We start from the raw sequence: 19776 nt of genomic DNA on the forward strand, positions 1-19776 counted from the left end.
GGCATTTTCGCCTTGTTTGTCTCTAGCTCGCGAGCCTTTGAACAGGCTCTAAGGACGTTTCCATGACTACCTACGCCATCATCGGCGGTACCGGTCTCACCGCGCTCGCCGGCCTGGAGCTGGACCAGGCCCAGACCTTCGAGACGCCCTGGGGTGCGCCCTCGGCGCCCGTGCAGCGCGGCCACTATGCCGGCCGACCGGTGCTGTTCCTGGCGCGCCACGGCCATCCGCACCGCATTCCGCCGCACCAGGTCAACTACCGCGCCAATCTCTGGGCACTCAAGGAAGCCGGCGCCGAGGCCATCGTCGCGGTGAATGCCGTGGGCGGTATCCATGCCGCCATGGGCAGTGGCCATCTGTGCGTGCCCCACCAGCTGGTGGACTACACCTGGGGGCGCGGCCATACCTTCTTCGAAGGCGCCGACCTTGCGCATGTCACCCACATCGACTTCAGCTTTCCCTACGACGAGTCCCTGCGCCAGCGGCTGCTGAATGCGCTACGCAAGCTGCAGCTGCCGCACAGCGACCATGGCGTCTATGCCGCCACCCAGGGACCGCGGTTGGAGACCGCAGGGGAAATCGTCCGGCTGGAGCGAGATGGCTGCGACGTCGTCGGCATGACCGGGATGCCGGAAGCGGCCCTGGCGCGCGAACTCGCTCTGCCCTACGCCTGCCTGGCGCTGGTGGTGAATCCGGCGGCCGGCAAGGTGCAGCGGGAAATCACCATGGCCGAGATCGAAGCGGTCCTGGCCAGCGGCATCGACGAGGTGCGGCAGGTGCTGGCCGAGGTGCTGACGGGCTGATAGCGACGAGCCGCTCCCGGGGATACCCGGGGAGCGGCTCGTCGCTCAGCTGGCGGCGGGCGTCAGGCGATCGAACAGGGCTTCCAGGACGTTGAAGCGCTCTTCCGCCCGCTCCATCGGCACCTGGAACTTGAACAGGGTCGCGCCCTCCAGCCGGTATTTCTTCGGCTGCGCCTGGATCATCTTCACCAGCACCAGCGGATCCACCTGGGTATCGGCGGCGAATTCCAGCCGCCCGCCCTGGGGGCCCGCATCCACCTTGACGATGCCCAGGCCTTCCGCGCGCAGCTTGAGCAGCGTCAGGCGCACCAGATTCTTGGTCGGTTCCGGCAGAAGTCCGAAGCGATCGATCATCTCCACCTGCAATTCCTTGAGAGCGTCTTCGTCCGCTGCCGAGGCGATGCGCTTGTAGAGGATCAGCCGCGCATGGACATCGGGCAGGTAGTCTTCCGGGATCAGCGCGGGGACGCGCATGTTGATGTCCGGACCGCCCCCCAGGGGCTTTTCTAGGTTGGGCTGCTCGCCCTTGCGGATGGCCTTGACCGCCCGCTCCAGCATTTCCATATAGAGGGTGAAACCCACCGCCTGGATCTGCCCGCTCTGGCCTTCGCCGAGCAGCTCGCCGGCGCCACGGATTTCCAGGTCGTGGGTCGCCAGGATGAAGCCGGCCCCCAGGTCCTGGGCGCCGGCGATGGCTTCCAGGCGCTTTTCGGCATCCGGCGTCATGCCCTTGCGGGGCGGCGTGAGCAGGTAGGCGTAGGCCTGGTGGTGACTGCGCCCGACCCGGCCGCGCAGCTGGTGCAGCTGGGCCAGGCCGAACTTGTCGGCGCGCTCGATGATGATGGTGTTGGCATTGGGCACGTCGATGCCGGTCTCGATGATGGTCGAGGCCACCAGCACGTTGAATCTCTTGTGGTAGAAGTCGCTCATCACCTGTTCGAGATCGCGTTCGCGCATCTGCCCGTGGCCGATGCCGACGCGGGCCTCGGGCACCAGCTCGGTCAGTTCCCGGGCGCGCTTCTCGATGGTCTTGACCTCGTTGTGCAGGAAGTACACCTGACCGCCGCGCAGGAGTTCGCGCAGCAGGGCTTCCTTGATCACCGCGTTCTGCTCTTCCATGACGAAGGTGCGCACCGAAAGCCGGCGGGCCGGGGGCGTGGCGATGATGGACAGGTCGCGCATGCCGGCCACCGCCATGTTCAGGGTGCGCGGAATCGGCGTGGCGGTGAGGGTGAGGATGTCCACCTCGCTGCGCAGCGACTTCAGCTGTTCCTTCTGACGCACCCCGAAGCGGTGCTCCTCGTCGATGATGGCCAGACCCAGGTCCTTGAACTTCACATCGCCCTGCAACAGCTTGTGGGTGCCGATGATGATGTCGATCTTGCCATCGGCCAGCTCGCGCGCGGCGGCGGCGACTTCCTGGGTCGACTTGAAGCGGCTCATCACCTCGACGCGCACCGGCCAGTCGGCGAAGCGATCGCGGAAGCTGTTGTAGTGCTGCTGGGCGAGGAGGGTGGTGGGGACCAGCACCGCCACCTGGCGACCGCCGTGCACGGCGATGAAGGCCGCGCGCATAGCCACTTCGGTCTTGCCGAAGCCCACGTCGCCGCAGACCAGGCGGTCCATGGGCGTGCCCGCCAGCATGTCCTTGTGCACCGCCTCGATGGCGGCCTGCTGGTCCGGCGTTTCCTCGAAGGGGAAGCCGGCGGAGAAGGTGGCGTAGTCGACGGCCGGGTCCCTGAAGGCATAGCCCTTGCGCGCGGCGCGGCGGGCATAGATGTCGAGCAGTTCGGCGGCCACGTCGCGCACCTGTTCGGCGGCCTTGCGCTTGGCCTTCTGCCAGGTCTCGGAACCCAGCTTGTGCAGCGGCGCCAGGGCATCGTCGGTGCCTGAATAGCGGGCGATCAGGTGCAGGCTGGCCACCGGCACATAGAGCTTGGCGTCGTCGGCGTATTCGAGCAGGAGGAATTCCTGAGGCTGGTCGTCCAGCTCCAGGGTGATCAGGCCCATGTAGCGACCGACGCCATGATCGATATGCACCACCGGCGCGCCTTCGCGCAGCTCGGTGAGGTTCTTGATGACGTTCTCGCCGGCATCGCGACCCTTCTCGCGGCGGCGGCGCTGCATGATGCGCTGGCCGAACAGCGGATTTTCCGGGATCAGGGCGACGCCGGCGTCATCCAGCACCAGGCCCTCGTCCAGCGGCGCCAGGGCGATGGCGATGCGCTCGGCGCTGGCCTGGAAGGCCGCCCAGCCCTCGACCTGGCCGGGGCGCAGATTCAGCCGGGCCAGCAACTCAAGCAGCACTTCGCGGCGACCGGCGCTTTCCGCGGTGAACAGCACCCGGCCGGGGAAGTCGGTGATGAAGTGCTCCAGGGCTGCCAGCGGCTGGCTGGCCTTGGCATCGATGGCCAGGTCCGGCAGGGCGCTGGCGCCGAAGCGCTCACGGCCCACGCCGGATTCCAGGTCGTCCGCGCCAATCACCACTCGCGGCCAGTTCTTCAGGCGGGCGAAGCAGTCTTCCACCGGCAAAAAGACATCGGCCGGTGGCAGCAGCGGCCGCTCCGGATCGACCCGGCGGTCTTCATAGCGATTGCGGACATCGGTCCAGAACTGCTCGGCGGCCTGTTCGATACCCGGCAGGGAAAACACCTGGGTGTTGGCCGGCAGATAGTCGAAGAGGGTCGAGGTCTCGTCGAAGAACAGCGGCAGGTAGTACTCAATGCCCGCCGGCGTGATGCCGCTGGCCAGGTCCTGATAGATGGGGCAGCGGCGATAGTCCACGTCGAAGCGCTCGCGGAATCGCGCGCGAAAGCCGGTCACGGCTTCTTTATGCAGCGGAAATTCCCGCGCCGGCAGCAGGCGGATGCTGTCGACCTTGTCGATGGATCGCTGCGTTTCCGGATCGAAGGTGCGCAGCGTCTCGATCTCGTCGTCGAAGAGGTCGATGCGGTAGGGCAGGTTGCTGCCCATGGGGAAGAGATCGATCAGGGCGCCACGCACGGCGAACTCGCCATGTTCGTACACCGTGTCCACATATCTATAGCCGGCTGCTTCCAGCCGTCCGCGGGTGGCTTCCACGTCCAGGCGCTGGCCGACGTCCAGCACCAGGCTGCTGCCGAGCAGGAAACGGGTGGGTGCCAGGCGGTGTAGGGCGGTCGCCAAAGGGACTACCAAAATACCGTGGGAGAGCTCCGGCAACCTATAAAGAGTCGCGACGCGCTGGGAGATGATGTCCTGGTGCGGCGAGAAGACATCGTAGGGCAGCGTCTCCCAATCGGGAAAATTCAGCACTGGCAACTCGGGCGCGAAGAAGCGCAGTTCCTGCTCCAGGCGATCAGCGGTCTGGCTGTCCTGGGTGATCAGCAGGGTGAAGCGGCGAGTCGCGGCCTTGGCGGCTTCAGCGATGGCGAGGGCTAGCGCGGCGCCGGGCAGATTGCCCCACTGCTGGCGGCCGGCGGTTTCAGGAATTGACGGGGTACGCAAAACTGACACGCGGGCGGAACTCCGGTGGATTTCGGGAGGGTTGGGATTGTAACGACCGGGCTTTCGCGCTGTCAGTGCAGCGACGCGCGTCGATTGCCTGGGAGAGGCAGCGCGGTCATAATGTAGTTCCTTTTTTCAGCTCCTACATAGGGAAGGATTTGTCGTGAGTCAGAAGCCTGAGCAGTGCCTTGAAGAATGGATCGATCGCGAAGCGCTCGCCGAGGCCATGATTCCCCTGATTGGTCAGCTGTACCGTAACAACAATGTTGTGACCTCGATTTACGGTCGCGGTTTGGTCAACCGTTCGGTGATCTCCATTCTCAAGGCCCATCGGTTCGCCCGCCAGATCGACAACGTCGAGCTGTCCGTGCAGGACACCTACCCGCTGGTGAAGGCCCTGAGCGAACTGGAACTGGGCGCCGCCTCCATCGACCTGGCCCGCCTGAGCCTGAAGTTCAAGGCCGAAGCCGCCGGTCGCGACCTCAAGGACTTCCTGCGCAGCGAGCTGTCTGCCGTGGTCGGCAAGCAGGGCGTCGAGCAGCGCAAGGGCAAGGACGTCGTGCTCTACGGCTTCGGTCGTATCGGCCGGTTGCTGGCGCGCATCCTCATCGAGCACCAGGGTAGCGGCGACGGCCTGCGCCTGCGCGCCATCGTCGTGCGCAAGGGCGCCGACAACGACCTGGTCAAGCGTGCCAGCCTGCTGCGTCGCGATTCCGTGCACGGTTCCTTCGACGGCACCATCACCGTCGACGAAGCCAACAGCACCCTGTGCGCCAACGGCACCCTGATCAAGGTGATCTACTCCAACGATCCCACCACGGTCGACTACACCGCCTACGGCATCCAGGATGCCATCGTGGTCGACAACACCGGCAGATGGCGCGATGCCGAAGGCCTGGGCCAGCACCTCAAGTGCAAGGGCGTCTCCCGCGTAGTGCTGACCGCACCCGGCAAGGGCAGCCTGAAGAACATCGTGCATGGCATCAACCATGACACCATCACCGCCGAAGACACCATCGTCACCGCGGCCTCCTGCACCACCAACGCCATCGTGCCGATCCTCAAGGCGGTCAACGACAAGTACGGCATCGTCAATGGTCACGTCGAGACCGTGCACTCGTACACCAACGACCAGAACCTGATCGACAACTTCCACAAGGGCGATCGCCGTGGTCGCAGCGCCGCGCTGAACATGGTGATCACCGAGACCGGCGCCGCCAAGGCCGTGGCCAAGGCCCTGCCGGAACTGGCTGGCAAGCTGACCGGCAACGCCATCCGCGTGCCGACGCCCAACGTTTCCATGGCGATCCTCAATCTGAACCTGGAAAACGGCACCAGCAAGGACGAGATCAACGAGTATCTGCGCGAAATGGCGCTGCACTCGCCGCTGCACAAGCAGATCGATTTCGTGAACTCGCCGGAAGTGGTCTCCAGCGACTTCGTCGGCTCCCGTCATGCGGGCGTGGTCGATGCCGGTGCCACCATCGTCAGCGACAACCGTGTCGTCCTCTATGTCTGGTACGACAACGAGTTCGGCTACAGCTGCCAGGTCGTGCGGGTGCTGGAAGAGATGGCGGGGGTCAATCCGCCGGCCTTCCCGGCCTGAGTCTTGCGTCCTAGGGCTTGTCTGAAGAGTCGCCGACCGAGCGCAGGCCTTTTCAGGCAAAGCCTTAGGCAAGGCTGACTGGCAAGAAAAAACGGGAGCCCTGGTGGCTCCCGTTTTCGTTTTGACCGGGTTTTGCGCCACAATAGCGGCCCGTGACAAGAGGTCGCAGCCCCTTGGGGGCGATCTCGCGTCGGATCCGGCCTCGCATGAGGCGGTCCGGCTCCAGCCGTCGCCTGCGGACGGCTAACCTTCTGAGGAGAAAGCATGGCGGTCTATAGCTACGACGTGGTGGTACTGGGTTCGGGACCGGCCGGTGAGGGCGCGGCGATGAACGCCGCCAAGAATGGCCGCCGCGTGGCGGTGGTGGACAATCGCCAGGTGGTCGGTGGCAACTGCACCCACCTGGGCACCATTCCCTCCAAGGCGCTGCGCCATTCGGTCAAGCAGATCATCCAGTTCAACACCAACGAGATGTTCCGCTCCATTGGCGAACCGCGCTGGTTCTCCTTTCCCGACGTGCTGCGCAGCGCCGAGCGGGTGATCGCCCGGCAGGTTTCATCCCGTACCGGCTACTATGCGCGCAACCGGGTCGACCTGTTCTTCGGCACTGCCAGCTTCGCCGACGACAACACCATCGAGATCGTCAACCTGCGCGGCGACCTGGAGCGCCTGGTGGCCAAGCAGGTGGTCATCGCCACCGGTTCGCGTCCCTATCGTCCGGTGGACGTGGACTTCAGCCATCCGCGCATCTACGACAGCGACACCATCCTGTCGCTGACCCATACCCCGCGCCGACTGATCATCTACGGCGCCGGGGTGATCGGCAGCGAATACGCCTCCATCTTCAGCGGCCTCGGCGTGCTGGTGGACCTGATCGACAACCGCGACCAACTGCTCAGCTTCCTCGACGACGAGATCTCCGACGCCCTGAGTTATCACCTGCAGAACAACAATGTGCTCATTCGCCACAACGAGGAATACGAGCGCATCGAAGGCCAGGAAAACGGCGTCGTCCTGCACCTGAAGTCCGGCAAGAAGCTGCGCGCCGATGCCCTGCTGTGGTGTAACGGCCGGACCGGCAACACCGACCAGCTGGGCCTGCAGAACGTGGGCATCTCGGTCAACAGCCGGGGCCAGGTCACCGTCGACGAGAACTACCGGACCTCGGTCGCCAACATCTATGCGGCGGGCGACGTCATCGGCTGGCCGAGTCTGGCCAGTGCCGCCTACGACCAGGGGCGTTCGGCGTCGGACAACCTCCTGCACGACAACAACGGGCGGGTGGTCAACGACATCCCCACCGGCATCTACACCATTCCCGAGATCAGTTCGCTGGGCAAGACCGAGCGCGAGCTGACCCAGGAAAAGGTGCCCTACGAGGTCGGCAAGGCCTTCTTCAAGAGCATGGCGCGGGCGCAGATCTCCGGCGAACCGGTGGGCATGCTGAAGATCCTTTTCCACCGCGAGACCCTGCAGGTGCTTGGCGTGCACTGCTTCGGCGACCAGGCGTCGGAGATCCTGCACATCGGCCAGGCGATCATGAACCAGGAAGGGGCAGCGAACAGCATCCGCTATTTCGTCAACACCACCTTCAACTACCCGACCATGGCCGAGGCCTACCGGGTGGCGGCGTTCGATGGCTTGAATCGGCTGTTCTGACGTCTCGGTCGGAAAGGCATCGCGGCCATGGGCCGCTCCTACGGTGACGTCCGTGCCTGCAGGAGCGGCCCATGGCCGCGATTCTTGGCAGGCAGGACGCCTACCCCAATGTCCGTCGCGCCAGGCTCGGGAAGTCGGTGATCAGACTGTCCGCGCCGAAGTCGGCCAGGCGGCGCATCAGGCTGGCGTCGTTCACCGTCCAGACCGAGACATGCAAGCCCTGGCGCTGCGCCTTGAGCAGCCGTTCCGGGGTGCACAGCGTCCAGTTCAGCGCCAGCAGGTGGCAGTCGTAGTGAGCGGCCACCTTGAGCGGATCCAGCCAGGCGTATTCCGCCACCAGCCCACGCGCCAGATGCGGCGTATCGCGCTGTAGGGCGCGCAGGACCTCGCGCGAGGCGCTGGTCACGGTGATCCTGTCCGGCAAGCCGAATTCCTCGACCAGCTGGGCGATGGCCCTGACGGTCTGCGCCGCTCGCACCCGCGAGGCGCTCTTCACCTCCAGCTGCCAGTGTTCGAAGGCGCACTTCTCGAACAGTTCGCGCAGGGTCGGGATAGGGCAGGGGCGTGGCCAGACCGGGCCGCCCTGGCGGGCATCCAGGGCGACCAGATCGGCGACGGCCTTTTCGCTGACCTTGCCGCCTCGCCCGGTGGTACGTTTCAGGGTCGGGTCATGAATCACCACCAGCTCGCCGTCCCGGGAGAGGTGCAGATCCAGTTCGCAGCGCCGGACGCCCAGCTCCAGGCACAGCTCGAAACCGGCCAGGGTATTTTCCGGGGCTTCGCCGCGGGCACCGCGGTGTCCGTAAATGAGGGTCATGGGGGCTCCTAGGGTGACGGGACCGGGCGCCGCGGTTCACGGACCGCGTCCAGCACCCGATCGTTTTCGAAATAGACGCTGAGATCTCTGTAATCCCAGCGGCGAATCGCCGGGCGTCCGACTGGCGGATGCTCCTGGTCGGGCAGGCCGAAGCGCTCCAGGACCTGGCTGCGACTGTCGCCGCGCAGCGGCAGCGCGGTATTGCCGTCGCCCTGCTGGCCCAGCGGGATCTGCAGGGTCTCGGCCCAGCCGGGCAGGGCGATGCCGAGCAGCAAGGCCGCCAGCCAGGGGCGTTTCACGCCTCGTCTCCGCGGTCGGCGCGGCGTACCCGGGCCTGCTGACGCAGGACATGGCGCGCCAGCAACTGGCGCTGGGCGTCTTCCAGGTCGATGAAGCTGGTGCCGATCTCGTACCCGCCGGCCACGGCCTGGCAGCCGGTCACCTCCGCCAGCACCTGCAGACCCAGGCCCTGAGGCGGCAATGCCATGCGCAGGTCCAGTCGGGTGCCCAGGGCGTAGCGCTCGGCATCGACGAAGGCCAGGCCGCCCTCGGACAGCACCACGTCGCGAGTGGCGCCGCTGTCGTGCAGCAGATTCCAGGTAAAGGCCTGGCCGAGCAGGTCCAGGCGCTTGTTCACCAGGCGCAGGCAGGCGGTGACGGCGCGGTCGCGCTCGTCCAGATTGCGCAGCAGGTGGCGGGATTCGAATTCCAGCTGATGCAGTTCGCTCAGGAGTGCGAACAAGGGCGCGGTCTCGCCGGGGACCCCGTCGGCAGGGCTGATTTGCAGTGCGATACGGTCGGTGATTCTGTAGAACTCTCGTCTGTCCAAGGGCTACCCACCAGGAATACAGCAACATCAAGGGTTAGCGGGGTGCCAGAGGTTCCCCGTAGGCGCTAAACTGGTACACCTGGAAGACACACGATGACTCAGATGGCCTCTCCATATCGGCATCCTACTACAGGCGTTTACTACATACGGAGGAAGGTCCCGAAGGATCTCCGCGAGGTCCTCCCTGAGATCTATAAGCGGACCCTTAAGACCAAGGATCTCTCTCAGGCAAAGGTCCGCTTTGCTCAAGCTTGGATTGATTCCGAGAAGCACTTTGAGGAAGCCCGCGAGAGGCTCCGATTGACGGAAGCTCCGCCAGAGGTACCAGAGCGGGACATCCAGCAGATGGCCGCTAGGTGGTTTCGGAAGACTCTTGATGAGATGGAACGGACCGGAGACTTCACGGCATTGCTCGCGCCTACAGGAGCAGCCGAGGACACGCCTGAGACCCTGAGGAGTCACCTGAGGGGGAATGAAGTCCCTGAGGGTTGGTTGGAGAGTGTTATCGTCGAAGAGACGGAGAAGGTTGGATTACCGGAGCTGGACCCCATGGCGCCTCTCTACAGGCGTCTCTACCGGGCATTCTCTGAACATCTGCTCCGCCTTTCAGAGCTCGCCCAGAAGCGCCGCGAAGGGGATTGGGTCACCGAAGCCCCGCTCCTGAAGGAATCCCCACTGAGCTTCGAAAAGGAGCTGAAGGGGAAAACCCTGATGACGGTGTTTGAGCTCTACCTGGCCGACCGGAAGAGAGGGGAAGGCGACACGCGTAGTTATCAACGCTCCGCCAGTACCTACCGCTCCAACCTGGAGGGCTTCGTGGAGCTCTACGGGGATCTCCCTGTTTCCGCCATTGATCGTCAGAAGGTCCAAGAGTACCGGCAGGACCTCCTTCAGCTTCCAAACAAAGCCCCAGGCCTGCGGGGACTGAATATCAGAGAGCGGATAGCCTTGGCCGCCTCTGAGGATCTTCCCTTGCTGGCAATGAAGACCGTCAAGGTGAAGCTGATGATGCTATCGGCTGTGCTTGGCTATGCCGTTGAGATGGGTCTCCTCCAGGAGAATCCCGTGACGGCCTCTGGAGCATCAAAGCGGCTCGACAAGGCGGCAATGAAGAGAGCGAAGGTGGCTCCCAAGGATTACTCCATGGAGGAGCTCGTGAAGATCTTCCAGGGCCCTGCGCACACGGAGGGATGGAGGTCTCCCCGTGCTGATCTGGGTGAGGCGCTCTATTGGGTGCCACTGCTCGCGGCCTACACGGGAGCCCGAAGGGAGGAGCTCTGTCAGCTCTACGTGTCTGACGTGAAGACCCATAAGGAGGGCATTCGCTATCTGAGCATCCTTGAGGCGGACGACGATAAAGGGCGCACCGTGAAGACTCAGGGGAGCCGCCGACTCGTACCCTTGCACCCGGACCTCATTGCGCTAGGGTTCCTGAAATACCTCGAAGGGCTCCCGAAGGGTGGTCAGTTGTTCCCAGGTCTTCCCGCTGATTCGGGCGGCTGGTACGGGATCAAGTTCGGTCTCCACTGGGAGCGGTACCTAAGAGACAAGGTCGCCCTCAAAAGCTCGGCTAAACCGGCACACGGGTTCCGCCATGCGTTCAAGACCCTCAGCCGATCCACGGGGATTCCTGAGGACGTCCATGATGCCCTCACGGGGCACTCCGATGGCTCGGTAAGCCGCAGCTACGGGCAGATGCCCTTGAGCCGCCTGGCTGAGGAGATGACGAAATTCCCGAGCATTGCCAGGGAAGCGGGGCTCCTTTGAGCGAATCGCGCTGTGCAATGTGTACGGGTCGCCAGTTCTGAGGCGGAGCCCAAAGAGGGATCGAACGGGGCGTTACTAGGAAGCTCATAGGGCGTGATGTCATGGCGGCATCATCCCTGCGCCCATGGTGAAGTCTGGTCCCCTTTACCGGTTAACAGTCCGAGCTGTGGGACAGGGAGCATCGCCATCGAGGTCGTCCCGTCAGTGTTGCCTATGGCGGGGCCAAACAGTCTGCGGAAGGCTTAGGAAGTCGCTAGGGCATCCACAAGGGCACCAAGCGCTTGAGCGAGCTCAGGAGAAAGGTGATAGCCAGCAGCAGCCGAAACAGCGGCCAGAAAAGCCCAGGTACGTTTGTCTTTAGCCAATGAGCCCAGGGCTGCGAGGATCTTAGCAGCCTTCGAAGCTGCAAGAGTTTGCGGTGTCGCATCGGTCATAGTGTCTCCTTATCAGAATTGAATGCCTTGTAGGTAATCTCTATCTGGCTTAGGTGAGGAGAAACTGCCGCCTTATAGGTGAGGAGAAACTAAACGGTTATAGCTTTGCTTCCGCAGACTGTTTGGCCCCGCCATAGGCAACACTGACGGGACCGCTCTGACAACCTACGGAGCCTCGCTGTAACTCTTGATAACTCTCCCATCAGTGCCCTGTTGAGCCAGCCAACTGGCCTTCTTGAACTCCGGGCAAGATGAGCGACCTTGGAGCCATTCGAAGGAGACCGCATGGTTCTGGAGGTGCTCGTCCAAGGTCTGCCACAGTTCAGCATTCTCTACGGGCTTTTTATTCGACTTCCTCCATCCGTTCGCCCTCCATTCGGCCAAGCGTGTAGCAGCGCTGGTAATGACCATCTCGTTATTAGAGAAGATACGGACGCTGGTCCGAGGCTTACCCGTGAGGACCTCCAATGCGGCAATCATGGCGAGCATTACAGCCTTATTGCTCGTGGGTCTGTTCTCGTCGATGGGCCTCGCGAGTTCCAAGGTGAGCCCCTGGGGGTTGATGAGAAATGCGCCAAGGCCAGCATAGGCGAGTAGGGCGCTGTTGTTATGGCGGCAAGCGCCAGCAGCATAGATCCGGTACATAGTGGGTTCTTCGATGGATGGGCCTGTGGGGAGCCCAAGAGGGAGGGGGTGACTGAGACCATTACCCGTTGCAGGTAGTAGCGGGTGGTGCGGATGGCTGTTCTTCAGGAATGCTCAGATGTCCGAGTACCCTCGGCGACCTGAGGGATAACTTAAGGATCTCCATAGAGGCAGGGACAGGGGATGATGATATTTGGTCTCCATCCCTTGAGTCTCAAAGCTACAGGGGCCCAAAAGGCCCAGGCGGTCCCGTTGTTATAATGCGGCCGAAATTCCCAAGGCATCGCTCCCTAGTGCCGCCGCCAAGATTGCGTGGTGCTGGTCATAAGGTGGGAGCATGGAGTCGATATCTGTCCATGCGTGCTGGCCGTAAACTGGCGCATTTTCGCCCTCCATTTCCGCCACGATTTCGGCTGGCCGGCTTCGTAGCAGATGTGGGATAGACAGCTCTACTGCTTTTACGTAGCGCCGCGCGTGTCTTTCGGCTAGACCTGTCAGGTTCCCCACTGTGAGGGTCGAAACCTCAGCCAGCGACGTGAGCACTAGAAGGAGGGTGGATAGGGACAGGGGCATAGACTTCCCGGCGCTTGCTGAGCTTCGGTCATGCCAGTCGAGCCGCGCAATTCCTTCCAGCACGTCCATAGCCCACCACGGGTATGCCCCCCAAGTAGATGTAGGACCAAAGTAGCCATGGAAGGGGTTAATGATCGCTTTCGCAGGCCGTCCTCTCCCGGAGCTGGTCGCAGCAAGCGGCCGTTTCGGCTTTAGCCGGATAGAGATTGTCTCAATGAGTCTGTCCGCCTGAGCTCCTATCTTCGAAGATAGCGCCGCTAGTTCTTCTGCTGACAGAAGCACCGTAGGCTGCTTGTTCATACTGCTTTTATCCTGTGGAAGAAAAGGCCATCCCTGGCCCGTATCTGTTACTCGTAGGCCCCGTGTTCCATAAGCCACCCTAGGGCGCCCTGTGTCGCCGGGTCATTGGGCAAGATCCCTTTGAGGTTCCTCAGCAGAGCTACCTTCTGGCGCTCCACCTGCTCCTCATCGAGATCACTCCGAAGGAGGTTCGCCAGGTTCACCGGAACGCTCCCGAACTGCTCCGCATATTTCACGGCGGGCAAATTCGCCCAGGCGTCACTGATCCCCAGAGGCTTCCAAGCCTTGGGCGTCTCCGTTGCGTCTAATTCGGTGTCGCGAGTGGTCCGCCCCATGCCAGCGTAGGGAAGTCCAATAGGACTCCCTAAGGTGTCATACGCCATGCTCGGGCCGGCCATGTAACTCGAACGTTTGAGGGCTCCGATAGCCAGCGTTCCCAAGTCCCAATCCCCCGAATCGGAGTCATAGCCCATGGCGTTCTTATAGAACTGGCTACGCTTCTCCTCATCACGGATCGTCTGGCCACGGATAGCCGCGAAGGCGGCGACACCCAAGCCCGAAAGGCCCACGGATAGGACCGCCTGGAGGGCCTCATCCACGTCCCCGTTCTTGATCCGGTTAGCCCCCCGCAAAAACTTCTTCTCAAGGGACCGCATGGAGAATGTCTGGAACTGGGTTACAAAGGCGATCAGCGAAGACTTCCCAGAGTCCGCCCAAATGAAGGTGTCTCCCAAGGAGGGCCGCTGGATCACGTCAGTAGCTGCGATGTCACCCATCCGGCGAATCTCCGAGACCACCTGAGGAGTCCCCTGGAGGAACCTCCCGGCGTCGAAGCTCAGGCGTCCCTTCTTGTCCAGCTTGGAGCTCGCTTTGACGTGGCTGAGCACCTCCTTGAACTGCTTGGGATCTACCGCCATGTGCTTCAGCTTGAGATCCGCGAAGACCTTGGAGGGCTTCCCGTGGGCGTGCCGAACGAGCTCCGCTAGGAACTCTTCCTGGGCTGCCTTGACGATCCGGTTAGTGGTGGCCCCGAGGAGCTTCGCTGAGGGGGCTACCTGGGCTAGCCGCTGGGTGCCAGCCTTGAAGGCAGCGATGGGAGCAATCGAGGTCTCCTTGGCGATGGCGTAGGTGGTGTGTAGGTGCGAGGGATAAACGACATCGTGGATCTCTTCACCCCAGAGGCGGTTCTGGAGCATCCGCAGGTCATCTGCCGTGGCCTTTCCTCGGGCCACCCGCTGGAACATCTCACCGACACCGGGGAGGGCCTTCACGAAGAAACCCAAACCATAGTTGGTCAGGCCGGCGGCGATCTCGGTGTAATTCATGGGGCCCATATAGGCCGACTTCGCCACGAAGGATAGGTTAGTGAGGCCCTGCGCCAAGTGGTCGAACCACGACCCGTCATCTGGTCTCAGGCTCATTCCATACATCTTCTTGGCAGCGATTTTCAGGGCGCTCAGGTCCCCCTTCAGATATCTCTCTAACTCTGGATTCGTCTGCTTGGCTCGTGCGATTTGCTCCTCAATCCGCGAGAGTCGTTCGAGGTAACCCGGCAAGCCACGGTCACCGAGACCTACGGACATCGCAAGATCCCCTGCGGTCCTCTTGTGGTAGCTGTGGAGGATGGAGCGCACGTCACCGCTTCGGAGGTCCTTGTTGATGGAGAACGTCGAGCCGTCGGCCAGGGTTATCTCCCGGTCCACCGAGAAGATCCCACGGGCTTTCATGAAGTCAGGCGCTTCCTGTGCATCTGTTGATCGATAGAGATGGGCCTTGATACGGCTCATGTCCTGATCGATGTAGCCGAATGCCTGCTTTCTGGCTTCCCCCAGGGCCCACCTGCGGAAGTCCGGGGTGAGCTTGCCAGCCTCATCGGTGGCCTTTAGGAGTCCATCGGAAGCCTGCTTCTCATACGCCTGGACAGCCTTCTCGCGAACCTTGGGGTCCCCGAGGGAGGCATAGAGGGCCCTGCCGGTGATCTCTTGCAGGCGCTCATCGCCGCCCACCTTGGCCGATGCACGGGCCACCTTGGCGGTGTCCATGATGACCGGGGAGTAGCGCTGGACGCCTTTCCAGGTATCCGGGTTCTCGATGATGTCTGCCCCGTGACCGAACCGGCCTGCGGGGGTGAGGACATCCCCGATGCGCTTGTCATAGAACTTGCCCATCAGGTCCGCCGCCTGGGTCACCGACTCGGGCATCCCATCGGCCTTACCGCTCTCCCGAGCGATGGTCACGAGGTAGCCGAACTCCTCTTCCAGCTCAGTCTTGGATAGGCCACTAGAGCGTTTGCTCTTGATGTAGTCCTCAACGTGGCGGGAATAGGTGGAGTCGACATCGAACCACTCATTGTCCAGGTTCCGCTTGACCTCTTCGCCGGTCATCCGGTCGAGGCCCGAGGTACCGTCCTTGTACTGCTTGTCGTTACGGAAGAGCCCCAGGGCTGTCCTGCGGATCTCCTCGTTCTGACTGGACCGCATCCGCTCCCCGATGGTGGAGAGACGGGAGACAGGGTTGTAGGTGTCCGCCATATCGGTGAGCCCGTTGAGCCCATCGTATTCCTTGGCGATCTGATCCTTGGAGACCTTCGGGCCGTCCTTGGGAATCGACGCCAGGCGCTTCTTGACGTACTCACCTTTCGAGACCCTCGCCTCAGACCCTTCAGCGTAAAAGCCGAGATCCTGGGCCTTCTTGCGGAGGGCCTCCTGGGCAAGGATCTTCTCGGTCATCGGACCGGGCGCGTAGGGTTGCTCAGGGATCACCCCGAGGTCTTCGAGGTGCTTGGAGGTCTCAGCGTCCTCGACGTATCGGAAGGAGTCCATGGGGTTGTTCCGACCGAGAGCCATCTTGACCCCCGCGGCGACCCCGTGAAGGGCTGCTCCGCCTACTGCACCCGCGAGGATGGCGCTTCGGTAGTCTGCGTCTACGCCTGTGGAGGATTCCCGGAGGGACTCGGTTAGAGCTCCTGTAGCGGCACCTTCTGCACCAGCTCCCGCCGTACCTGCAAGGATGCGAGCTGTCCCAGGGTTAAACAGTCGGCCTGCCGCTGCACCGCCGCCGGGGATCAAAAGGGTCCCATAGGTCACGGGGTCGCCTAGCATTTCCCCCAGCCCCCCGGTGATGCTCGTGAGGATGCCCCCACGAGAGTCCGCTGCGGCACTAGCGCGGTTCTCCTTGGCTATCTCGATGAGGCTTTCTAGATCGTCCGAAGAGTAGGCATGGCCGAAGACGAATTGAGCTCCTGCCTCGCCAATGCCTGCGTCCTTCACTAGCTGGAGATCCTGGGCGCTTGGGGACCAGTCGAGGTCCTTTTCAGTTATCGGAATGGTGACCCGCTGAGCACGGATGTCAGAGCCCATGGAGGAGCGCTGGAGGCCCTGCATGAAGGTTTCCCAAGAGGATCGCTCAGCATCCGTCCCGAGCTCTTCGGGGGTTGCGGTGGCTACCCGGTCGATAGCGCTATCTGGAAGCGGAGCAGCCTGGCCGAAGTCGATCCGGCTCAGTGGGCGTGTACCATTTTGGTTCCATCCGCCTTGCTGGCGTCCGAGGATCTTCGCGAGGTACCCACGGGTTTCCGAAGGGATCTCCGCGTTCTCGATGACTCCACCGGCCCGGTCGAGCTTCCGCTGGAGTGCCGTGGGGCCCATGTTATAGGCGGCCAGAGCGAGCTCCTCTGAGCCCCCGAAACGCTTCTTCAGGTCGGCCATGTAACGGGCCTGAGCAGGGATAGCTTTCTCGGGGTTGTGGAAGTCTTCCTCGGTCTCCAGGCCATAAGCCTTGCCGGTACCGGGGATAAACTGGGCGAGACCCCGTGCCTGACCGTACTTGGTCATAGGGCCTACCGCTTCGGGGTTCCAGCTCGACTCAGCGAAGCCTTGACACTCCAGAAGGTCCGGGCTCACCCCGTACTGTTCTCCAGCGGAAACGTAGAGAGCCCGATAAGGGGAGTCCTCGGAGGTGCGTGTGTTGATGGTCATGATGTGTGCGTGTTCCGTTTAGTGCTGCCGCCTGGTTTCCCCACGGCTGAGCCTCCAGCGCCCCACACACGGGGCAACTCAGACGAACTCAAGCAGCAGGACTAAAGGGGCTGGATAAGGGGGAGGGGTGAAACGCTGTAGGGGATACAGCAAGAGGGCCCGAGGGGGCGGGCCCTTGGTGCGTGTTACAAGCCGCTAGACGCAGCTTGGTTAAGGGCATCAATAGAGCTTCGAGCTGACGCCTTCGACTGGGCAGCGTCCTTGACTGCCTTCTCCGCGCCTTCAGCATTCTTCAGGATCGCAGCCTCCCGGCGCTTATCTGTGAGTGCCTTCGCGCCTTGTTGAAGGTCAGTGGCCAGGATCGTCAGCGGGGTTTTCCCAGGGGCTCGAAGGAGCAGTGACCCATTACCTGGAACGTAGTCGGGCATGACAGTTTCCGGCTTGATCCCGTTGCGGATGGCGTAGTCTGAGAGGCTCTCCGCGAGAACATCCATCCCGGCGTTCACCTGGTCTTCTGCCCGGACATCCGAGAAGAAGGAGGTAGGGATAGGGAAGCCGTTGAGGCCGACGTGGTACTGCGAGAAGGCAGCGTCTGCTTTCTTTAGAGCGTCCTCTTGGGGAATCCCTAGAGTCATCAGGCCGTTGGTCATGGTCCGCATGTAGGTCTGGGCGTATTCACTCCCGCCAAGGTTCTTAAGGCTGTCGTTCTTCCCGATGTACTTGGGTCGGATGGCCTCATCCTTCAGGACCTTCTCAATTCCTCGCGTCTGGGTCTTCCGAGCTTTTTCGTCCAGCTTGTGCCAGTTGGCCTGGCCCAGAACCATATCCTTATAGCTGAGCCCCATGGCGCCGAGGCGCTCAAGCGAGTCCAGCTTGGCTACGGCTTCAGTGTCCCCACCGATCACCTTGCGGAAGGCCAGAGGGTCAGCCTTCTTGAGGGTGTTCATGGAGGCCAGTGCGGCAGGCTCCTTGATGTCCTCGGGACGCATCAGCCCCTTGGAGATCCTCGAAGCGTCCACTTCCATGCTGGCTGTGGTGTCCTTCCAGTAGTCCTTGACGGTGTTCGCGATGTACCCGTTGGGCATGTACGCGGCCAGCTTCAAGAGCTTCTCCGGCTGCGCCTGGTAGCGCTCCAGGAGACCCCGCTCCATGAGGAGAGCATCTTCCTTGGTGTAGGCACCCAGCTCGGGGTCCTTTGGCATGACCTCATAGGACTGGGCATCGAGATTACCCGCGAGGTACCGCCCGGCTTCCTGCGTCAGGACAGCCACACGGGCCCCCTGGAGCTGAGCCTTAGCGTTCTGCGTCTGGAGCTTCGCTGCCTGGACGGCCAGCGTGTGCTTCTTCTGGGAGATCTCCTGGGTGAGCTGCCGGGACCGGGCTGTCTCGCTACCACCGGACCGCTGGACCTCCTCCTGGTGGAGCTGGAAGAGCCCCGTGAGACCGTTAGGGTCATCCTGGAGGTTCTGCACCTGGACGTTCCAATTGAGGTTCGCTTCGGCGTCAGTCTTGATCTGGTGGTTGAGGGCCTTCTGCCGGAAGTTCTCCAGCTCATCCCCATCATAGAAGTCGCGGACAGTCTGGGAGGTCCCAGGGACTTTCGCGGTCAGGAGACGATCGATGGTCTGCACGCCATTAGGCTTACCTGCCACCTGGTCGAGGGTCGAGCCCACGTCCCTCAGGAGATCCGGGAGGTCCTTGTAGACGCCCGTTTCGTAGCCCTGCTTCCAGGAGTCCTCAGCAACACCAGCGGCAAAGTCTGGGCTCTGGTTGACGGCCTGGGAGAGGAGGGCATTGCGCCCTGAGGAGTGGAGGATCTTGGCCTGGGCCCGGTTCCTGCGGTCCGTCTCCTGGGTCTGAAGGCCTGTGATCGTGGAGATCTGGCGCTCAGCATCTCGGAACATCCCGTTGGTGAGTGCAGTGTCATCCTCAGCAAACCCCACGGTCTTCGCGATGTCCGTCCGCATGGACTTCATCTGCGCGTAGTAGTCCTCGACGGCCTTGGAGGAAGCGCTGGTCAGGACGTTACCTTCAGCGTCCAGCTCATCCTTGTAGTGGCCGCTCTGGATGTTCGAGGCGATCTGGTTCTGGACAGCAACCCCCGCGTTGAACCCGTGGAGGTACCTCAGGCGTGCCATGGCGATTGGATCGTCCTGGAACGGGAGGTTACCCTCCTGGGCTGCCTTGCGGAATTCCTCAGGGGACACCGACTTCATCCAGTTCTCGGCTTTCTGCTTGGAGGTCTGGGAGTCAATGGCCTGACTGCGGAGGTTCGCGTTGATAGCCTGACCGGCTGCCTGGCGGAGGCCCGCGAAGGAGTCCGAAAGGGGGGTGCTGTGGGGGATGTCTGGAGCGGTCACCCGGAGCTGCGATGTAGGCTTAACGCCGCTGACTTTCTCGCCAGGCGCGAACTGACGCCACACCTGGTAGGCGGTATTGAGCTCGGTCATTGGGAGACTCCCGCAGGCAGAGCGAGCTTCATCACAGCATCCGCATACCAGCTCGCGAAGGACTGCCGGTCGGAGCCCTCACTGGGCATGAGGTAAGAGCCAACGTGGTTGAACTGCGTCAGAGGTAGCCAGGCAAAGCTCTCGGACGGGAGGGGAGCTGTCAGCCCCTTCGCTATCCGATCACGCCAGGTGATGTCCTCAACGGCTATACGGTTGAAGGCAAGCAAGGCCTCCGCGAGCTTCTCCTTCGGAACCCCCAGGGCAGCCGTAACGCTCTTGAGGTCGATGTAGCCGAACGGGTGGAAGTGGACGGGATGTCCGTTGTAGTCAAAGCGGATGGAATGCTCGGGGCCAGAGCCTGGAGCGGATCTGTAGTAATTCATGGTGTGTGATTCCGATTAGTGCTGTCGCCTGGGTCCCTTCCGCACAG

At 62.5% G+C, this 19776-nt stretch carries 13 protein-coding genes; 4 read left to right on the forward strand and 9 right to left on the reverse strand.

Features of this window, described 5'->3' with window-relative positions; genetic code table 11:
* Window positions 1–62: 62 nt before the first annotated feature.
* Window positions 63–803 (forward strand): S-methyl-5'-thioinosine phosphorylase, encoded by a 741-nt coding sequence (locus GSQ95_RS18820; RefSeq protein WP_158894582.1) that lies wholly within the window; start codon window positions 63–65, stop codon window positions 801–803.
* Between the two features lie 45 nt (window positions 804–848).
* On the opposite strand, the gene mfd is transcribed toward GSQ95_RS18820, so the two are convergent.
* Window positions 849–4298: a transcription-repair coupling factor gene (gene mfd, locus GSQ95_RS18825; RefSeq protein ID WP_158894585.1), complete on the reverse strand. Its 3450-nt coding sequence runs from the start codon at window positions 4296–4298 to the stop codon at window positions 849–851.
* 154 nt (window positions 4299–4452) lie between these two features.
* Here mfd and GSQ95_RS18830 point away from each other — a divergent pair, with 154 nt between their 5' ends.
* Window positions 4453–5895, forward strand: coding sequence for a glyceraldehyde-3-phosphate dehydrogenase (locus GSQ95_RS18830; RefSeq protein WP_158894588.1), 1443 nt, complete (start codon window positions 4453–4455; stop codon window positions 5893–5895).
* A 264-nt stretch (window positions 5896–6159) separates the two neighbouring features.
* Window positions 6160–7554 carry a Si-specific NAD(P)(+) transhydrogenase gene (gene sthA, locus GSQ95_RS18835; protein WP_158894591.1) on the forward strand — a complete coding sequence of 465 codons (1395 nt, stop codon included), beginning with the start codon at window positions 6160–6162 and terminating at the stop codon, window positions 7552–7554.
* A 100-nt stretch (window positions 7555–7654) separates the two neighbouring features.
* Here the strand turns inward: sthA and GSQ95_RS18840 are convergent, their stop codons facing one another.
* Genes GSQ95_RS18840 through GSQ95_RS18850 form a run of 3 tightly spaced genes read right to left on the reverse strand, consistent with a single transcriptional unit; the run spans window position 7655 to window position 9200 of the window.
* Window positions 7655–8371, reverse strand: coding sequence for a glycerophosphodiester phosphodiesterase (locus tag GSQ95_RS18840; protein ID WP_158894594.1), 717 nt, complete (start codon window positions 8369–8371; stop codon window positions 7655–7657).
* A gap of 8 nt (window positions 8372–8379) precedes the next feature.
* Window positions 8380–8670 carry a phosphodiesterase gene (locus GSQ95_RS18845; RefSeq protein WP_158894597.1) on the reverse strand — a complete coding sequence of 97 codons (291 nt, stop codon included), beginning with the start codon at window positions 8668–8670 and terminating at the stop codon, window positions 8380–8382.
* Window positions 8667–9200, reverse strand: coding sequence for a PilZ domain-containing protein (locus tag GSQ95_RS18850; protein WP_158894599.1), 534 nt, complete (start codon window positions 9198–9200; stop codon window positions 8667–8669). Before GSQ95_RS18850 ends, GSQ95_RS18845 begins: the two co-directional genes overlap by 4 nt.
* 93 nt (window positions 9201–9293) lie before the next feature.
* Here GSQ95_RS18850 and GSQ95_RS18855 point away from each other — a divergent pair, with 93 nt between their 5' ends.
* Complete coding sequence (locus GSQ95_RS18855) at window positions 9294–10967, forward strand: site-specific integrase (RefSeq protein ID WP_256664647.1); 1674 nt, start codon at window positions 9294–9296, stop codon at window positions 10965–10967.
* 242 nt (window positions 10968–11209) lie between these two features.
* On the opposite strand, the gene GSQ95_RS18860 is transcribed toward GSQ95_RS18855, so the two are convergent.
* The 5 genes from GSQ95_RS18860 to GSQ95_RS18880 form a co-directional block, all read right to left on the reverse strand.
* Entirely contained in the window at window positions 11210–11401 is a 192-nt protein-coding gene (locus GSQ95_RS18860) for a hypothetical protein (RefSeq protein WP_158894601.1), read from the reverse strand.
* A gap of 165 nt (window positions 11402–11566) precedes the next feature.
* On the reverse strand, window positions 11567–12046 hold the full coding sequence (locus GSQ95_RS18865) for an RNase H family protein (protein WP_158894604.1): 480 nt from the start codon (window positions 12044–12046) through the stop codon (window positions 11567–11569).
* A 920-nt stretch (window positions 12047–12966) separates the two neighbouring features.
* Window positions 12967–16896 (reverse strand): transglycosylase SLT domain-containing protein, encoded by a 3930-nt coding sequence (locus GSQ95_RS18870; protein ID WP_158894607.1) that lies wholly within the window; start codon window positions 16894–16896, stop codon window positions 12967–12969.
* A gap of 185 nt (window positions 16897–17081) precedes the next feature.
* Window positions 17082–19346: a hypothetical protein gene (locus GSQ95_RS18875; RefSeq protein ID WP_158894611.1), complete on the reverse strand. Its 2265-nt coding sequence runs from the start codon at window positions 19344–19346 to the stop codon at window positions 17082–17084.
* Window positions 19343–19729, reverse strand: a complete 387-nt coding sequence (locus GSQ95_RS18880) for a hypothetical protein (protein ID WP_158894614.1) — start codon at window positions 19727–19729, stop codon at window positions 19343–19345. Before GSQ95_RS18880 ends, GSQ95_RS18875 begins: the two co-directional genes overlap by 4 nt.
* Window positions 19730–19776 lie beyond the last annotated feature (47 nt).

Source organism: Pseudomonas sp. BAV 4579, assembly GCF_009765395.1.
Classification (GTDB): domain Bacteria; phylum Pseudomonadota; class Gammaproteobacteria; order Pseudomonadales; family Pseudomonadaceae; genus Chryseomonas; species Chryseomonas aestiva.

Bases quoted from the DNA above. Each gene is read 5' to 3' on its own strand.
- GSQ95_RS18820 (WP_158894582.1), top strand. From the start codon at position 63: ATGACTACCTACGCCATCATCGGCGGTACCGGTCTCACCGCGCTCGCC.
- sthA (WP_158894591.1), top strand. From the start codon at position 6,160: ATGGCGGTCTATAGCTACGACGTGGTGGTACTGGGTTCGGGACCGGCC.
- GSQ95_RS18840 (WP_158894594.1), bottom strand. From the start codon at position 8,371: ATGACCCTCATTTACGGACACCGCGGTGCCCGCGGCGAAGCCCCGGAA.
- GSQ95_RS18855 (WP_256664647.1), top strand. From the start codon at position 9,294: ATGACTCAGATGGCCTCTCCATATCGGCATCCTACTACAGGCGTTTAC.
- GSQ95_RS18860 (WP_158894601.1), bottom strand. From the start codon at position 11,401: ATGACCGATGCGACACCGCAAACTCTTGCAGCTTCGAAGGCTGCTAAG.
- GSQ95_RS18865 (WP_158894604.1), bottom strand. From the start codon at position 12,046: ATGTACCGGATCTATGCTGCTGGCGCTTGCCGCCATAACAACAGCGCC.
- GSQ95_RS18870 (WP_158894607.1), bottom strand. From the start codon at position 16,896: ATGACCATCAACACACGCACCTCCGAGGACTCCCCTTATCGGGCTCTC.
- GSQ95_RS18875 (WP_158894611.1), bottom strand. From the start codon at position 19,346: ATGACCGAGCTCAATACCGCCTACCAGGTGTGGCGTCAGTTCGCGCCT.
- GSQ95_RS18880 (WP_158894614.1), bottom strand. From the start codon at position 19,729: ATGAATTACTACAGATCCGCTCCAGGCTCTGGCCCCGAGCATTCCATC.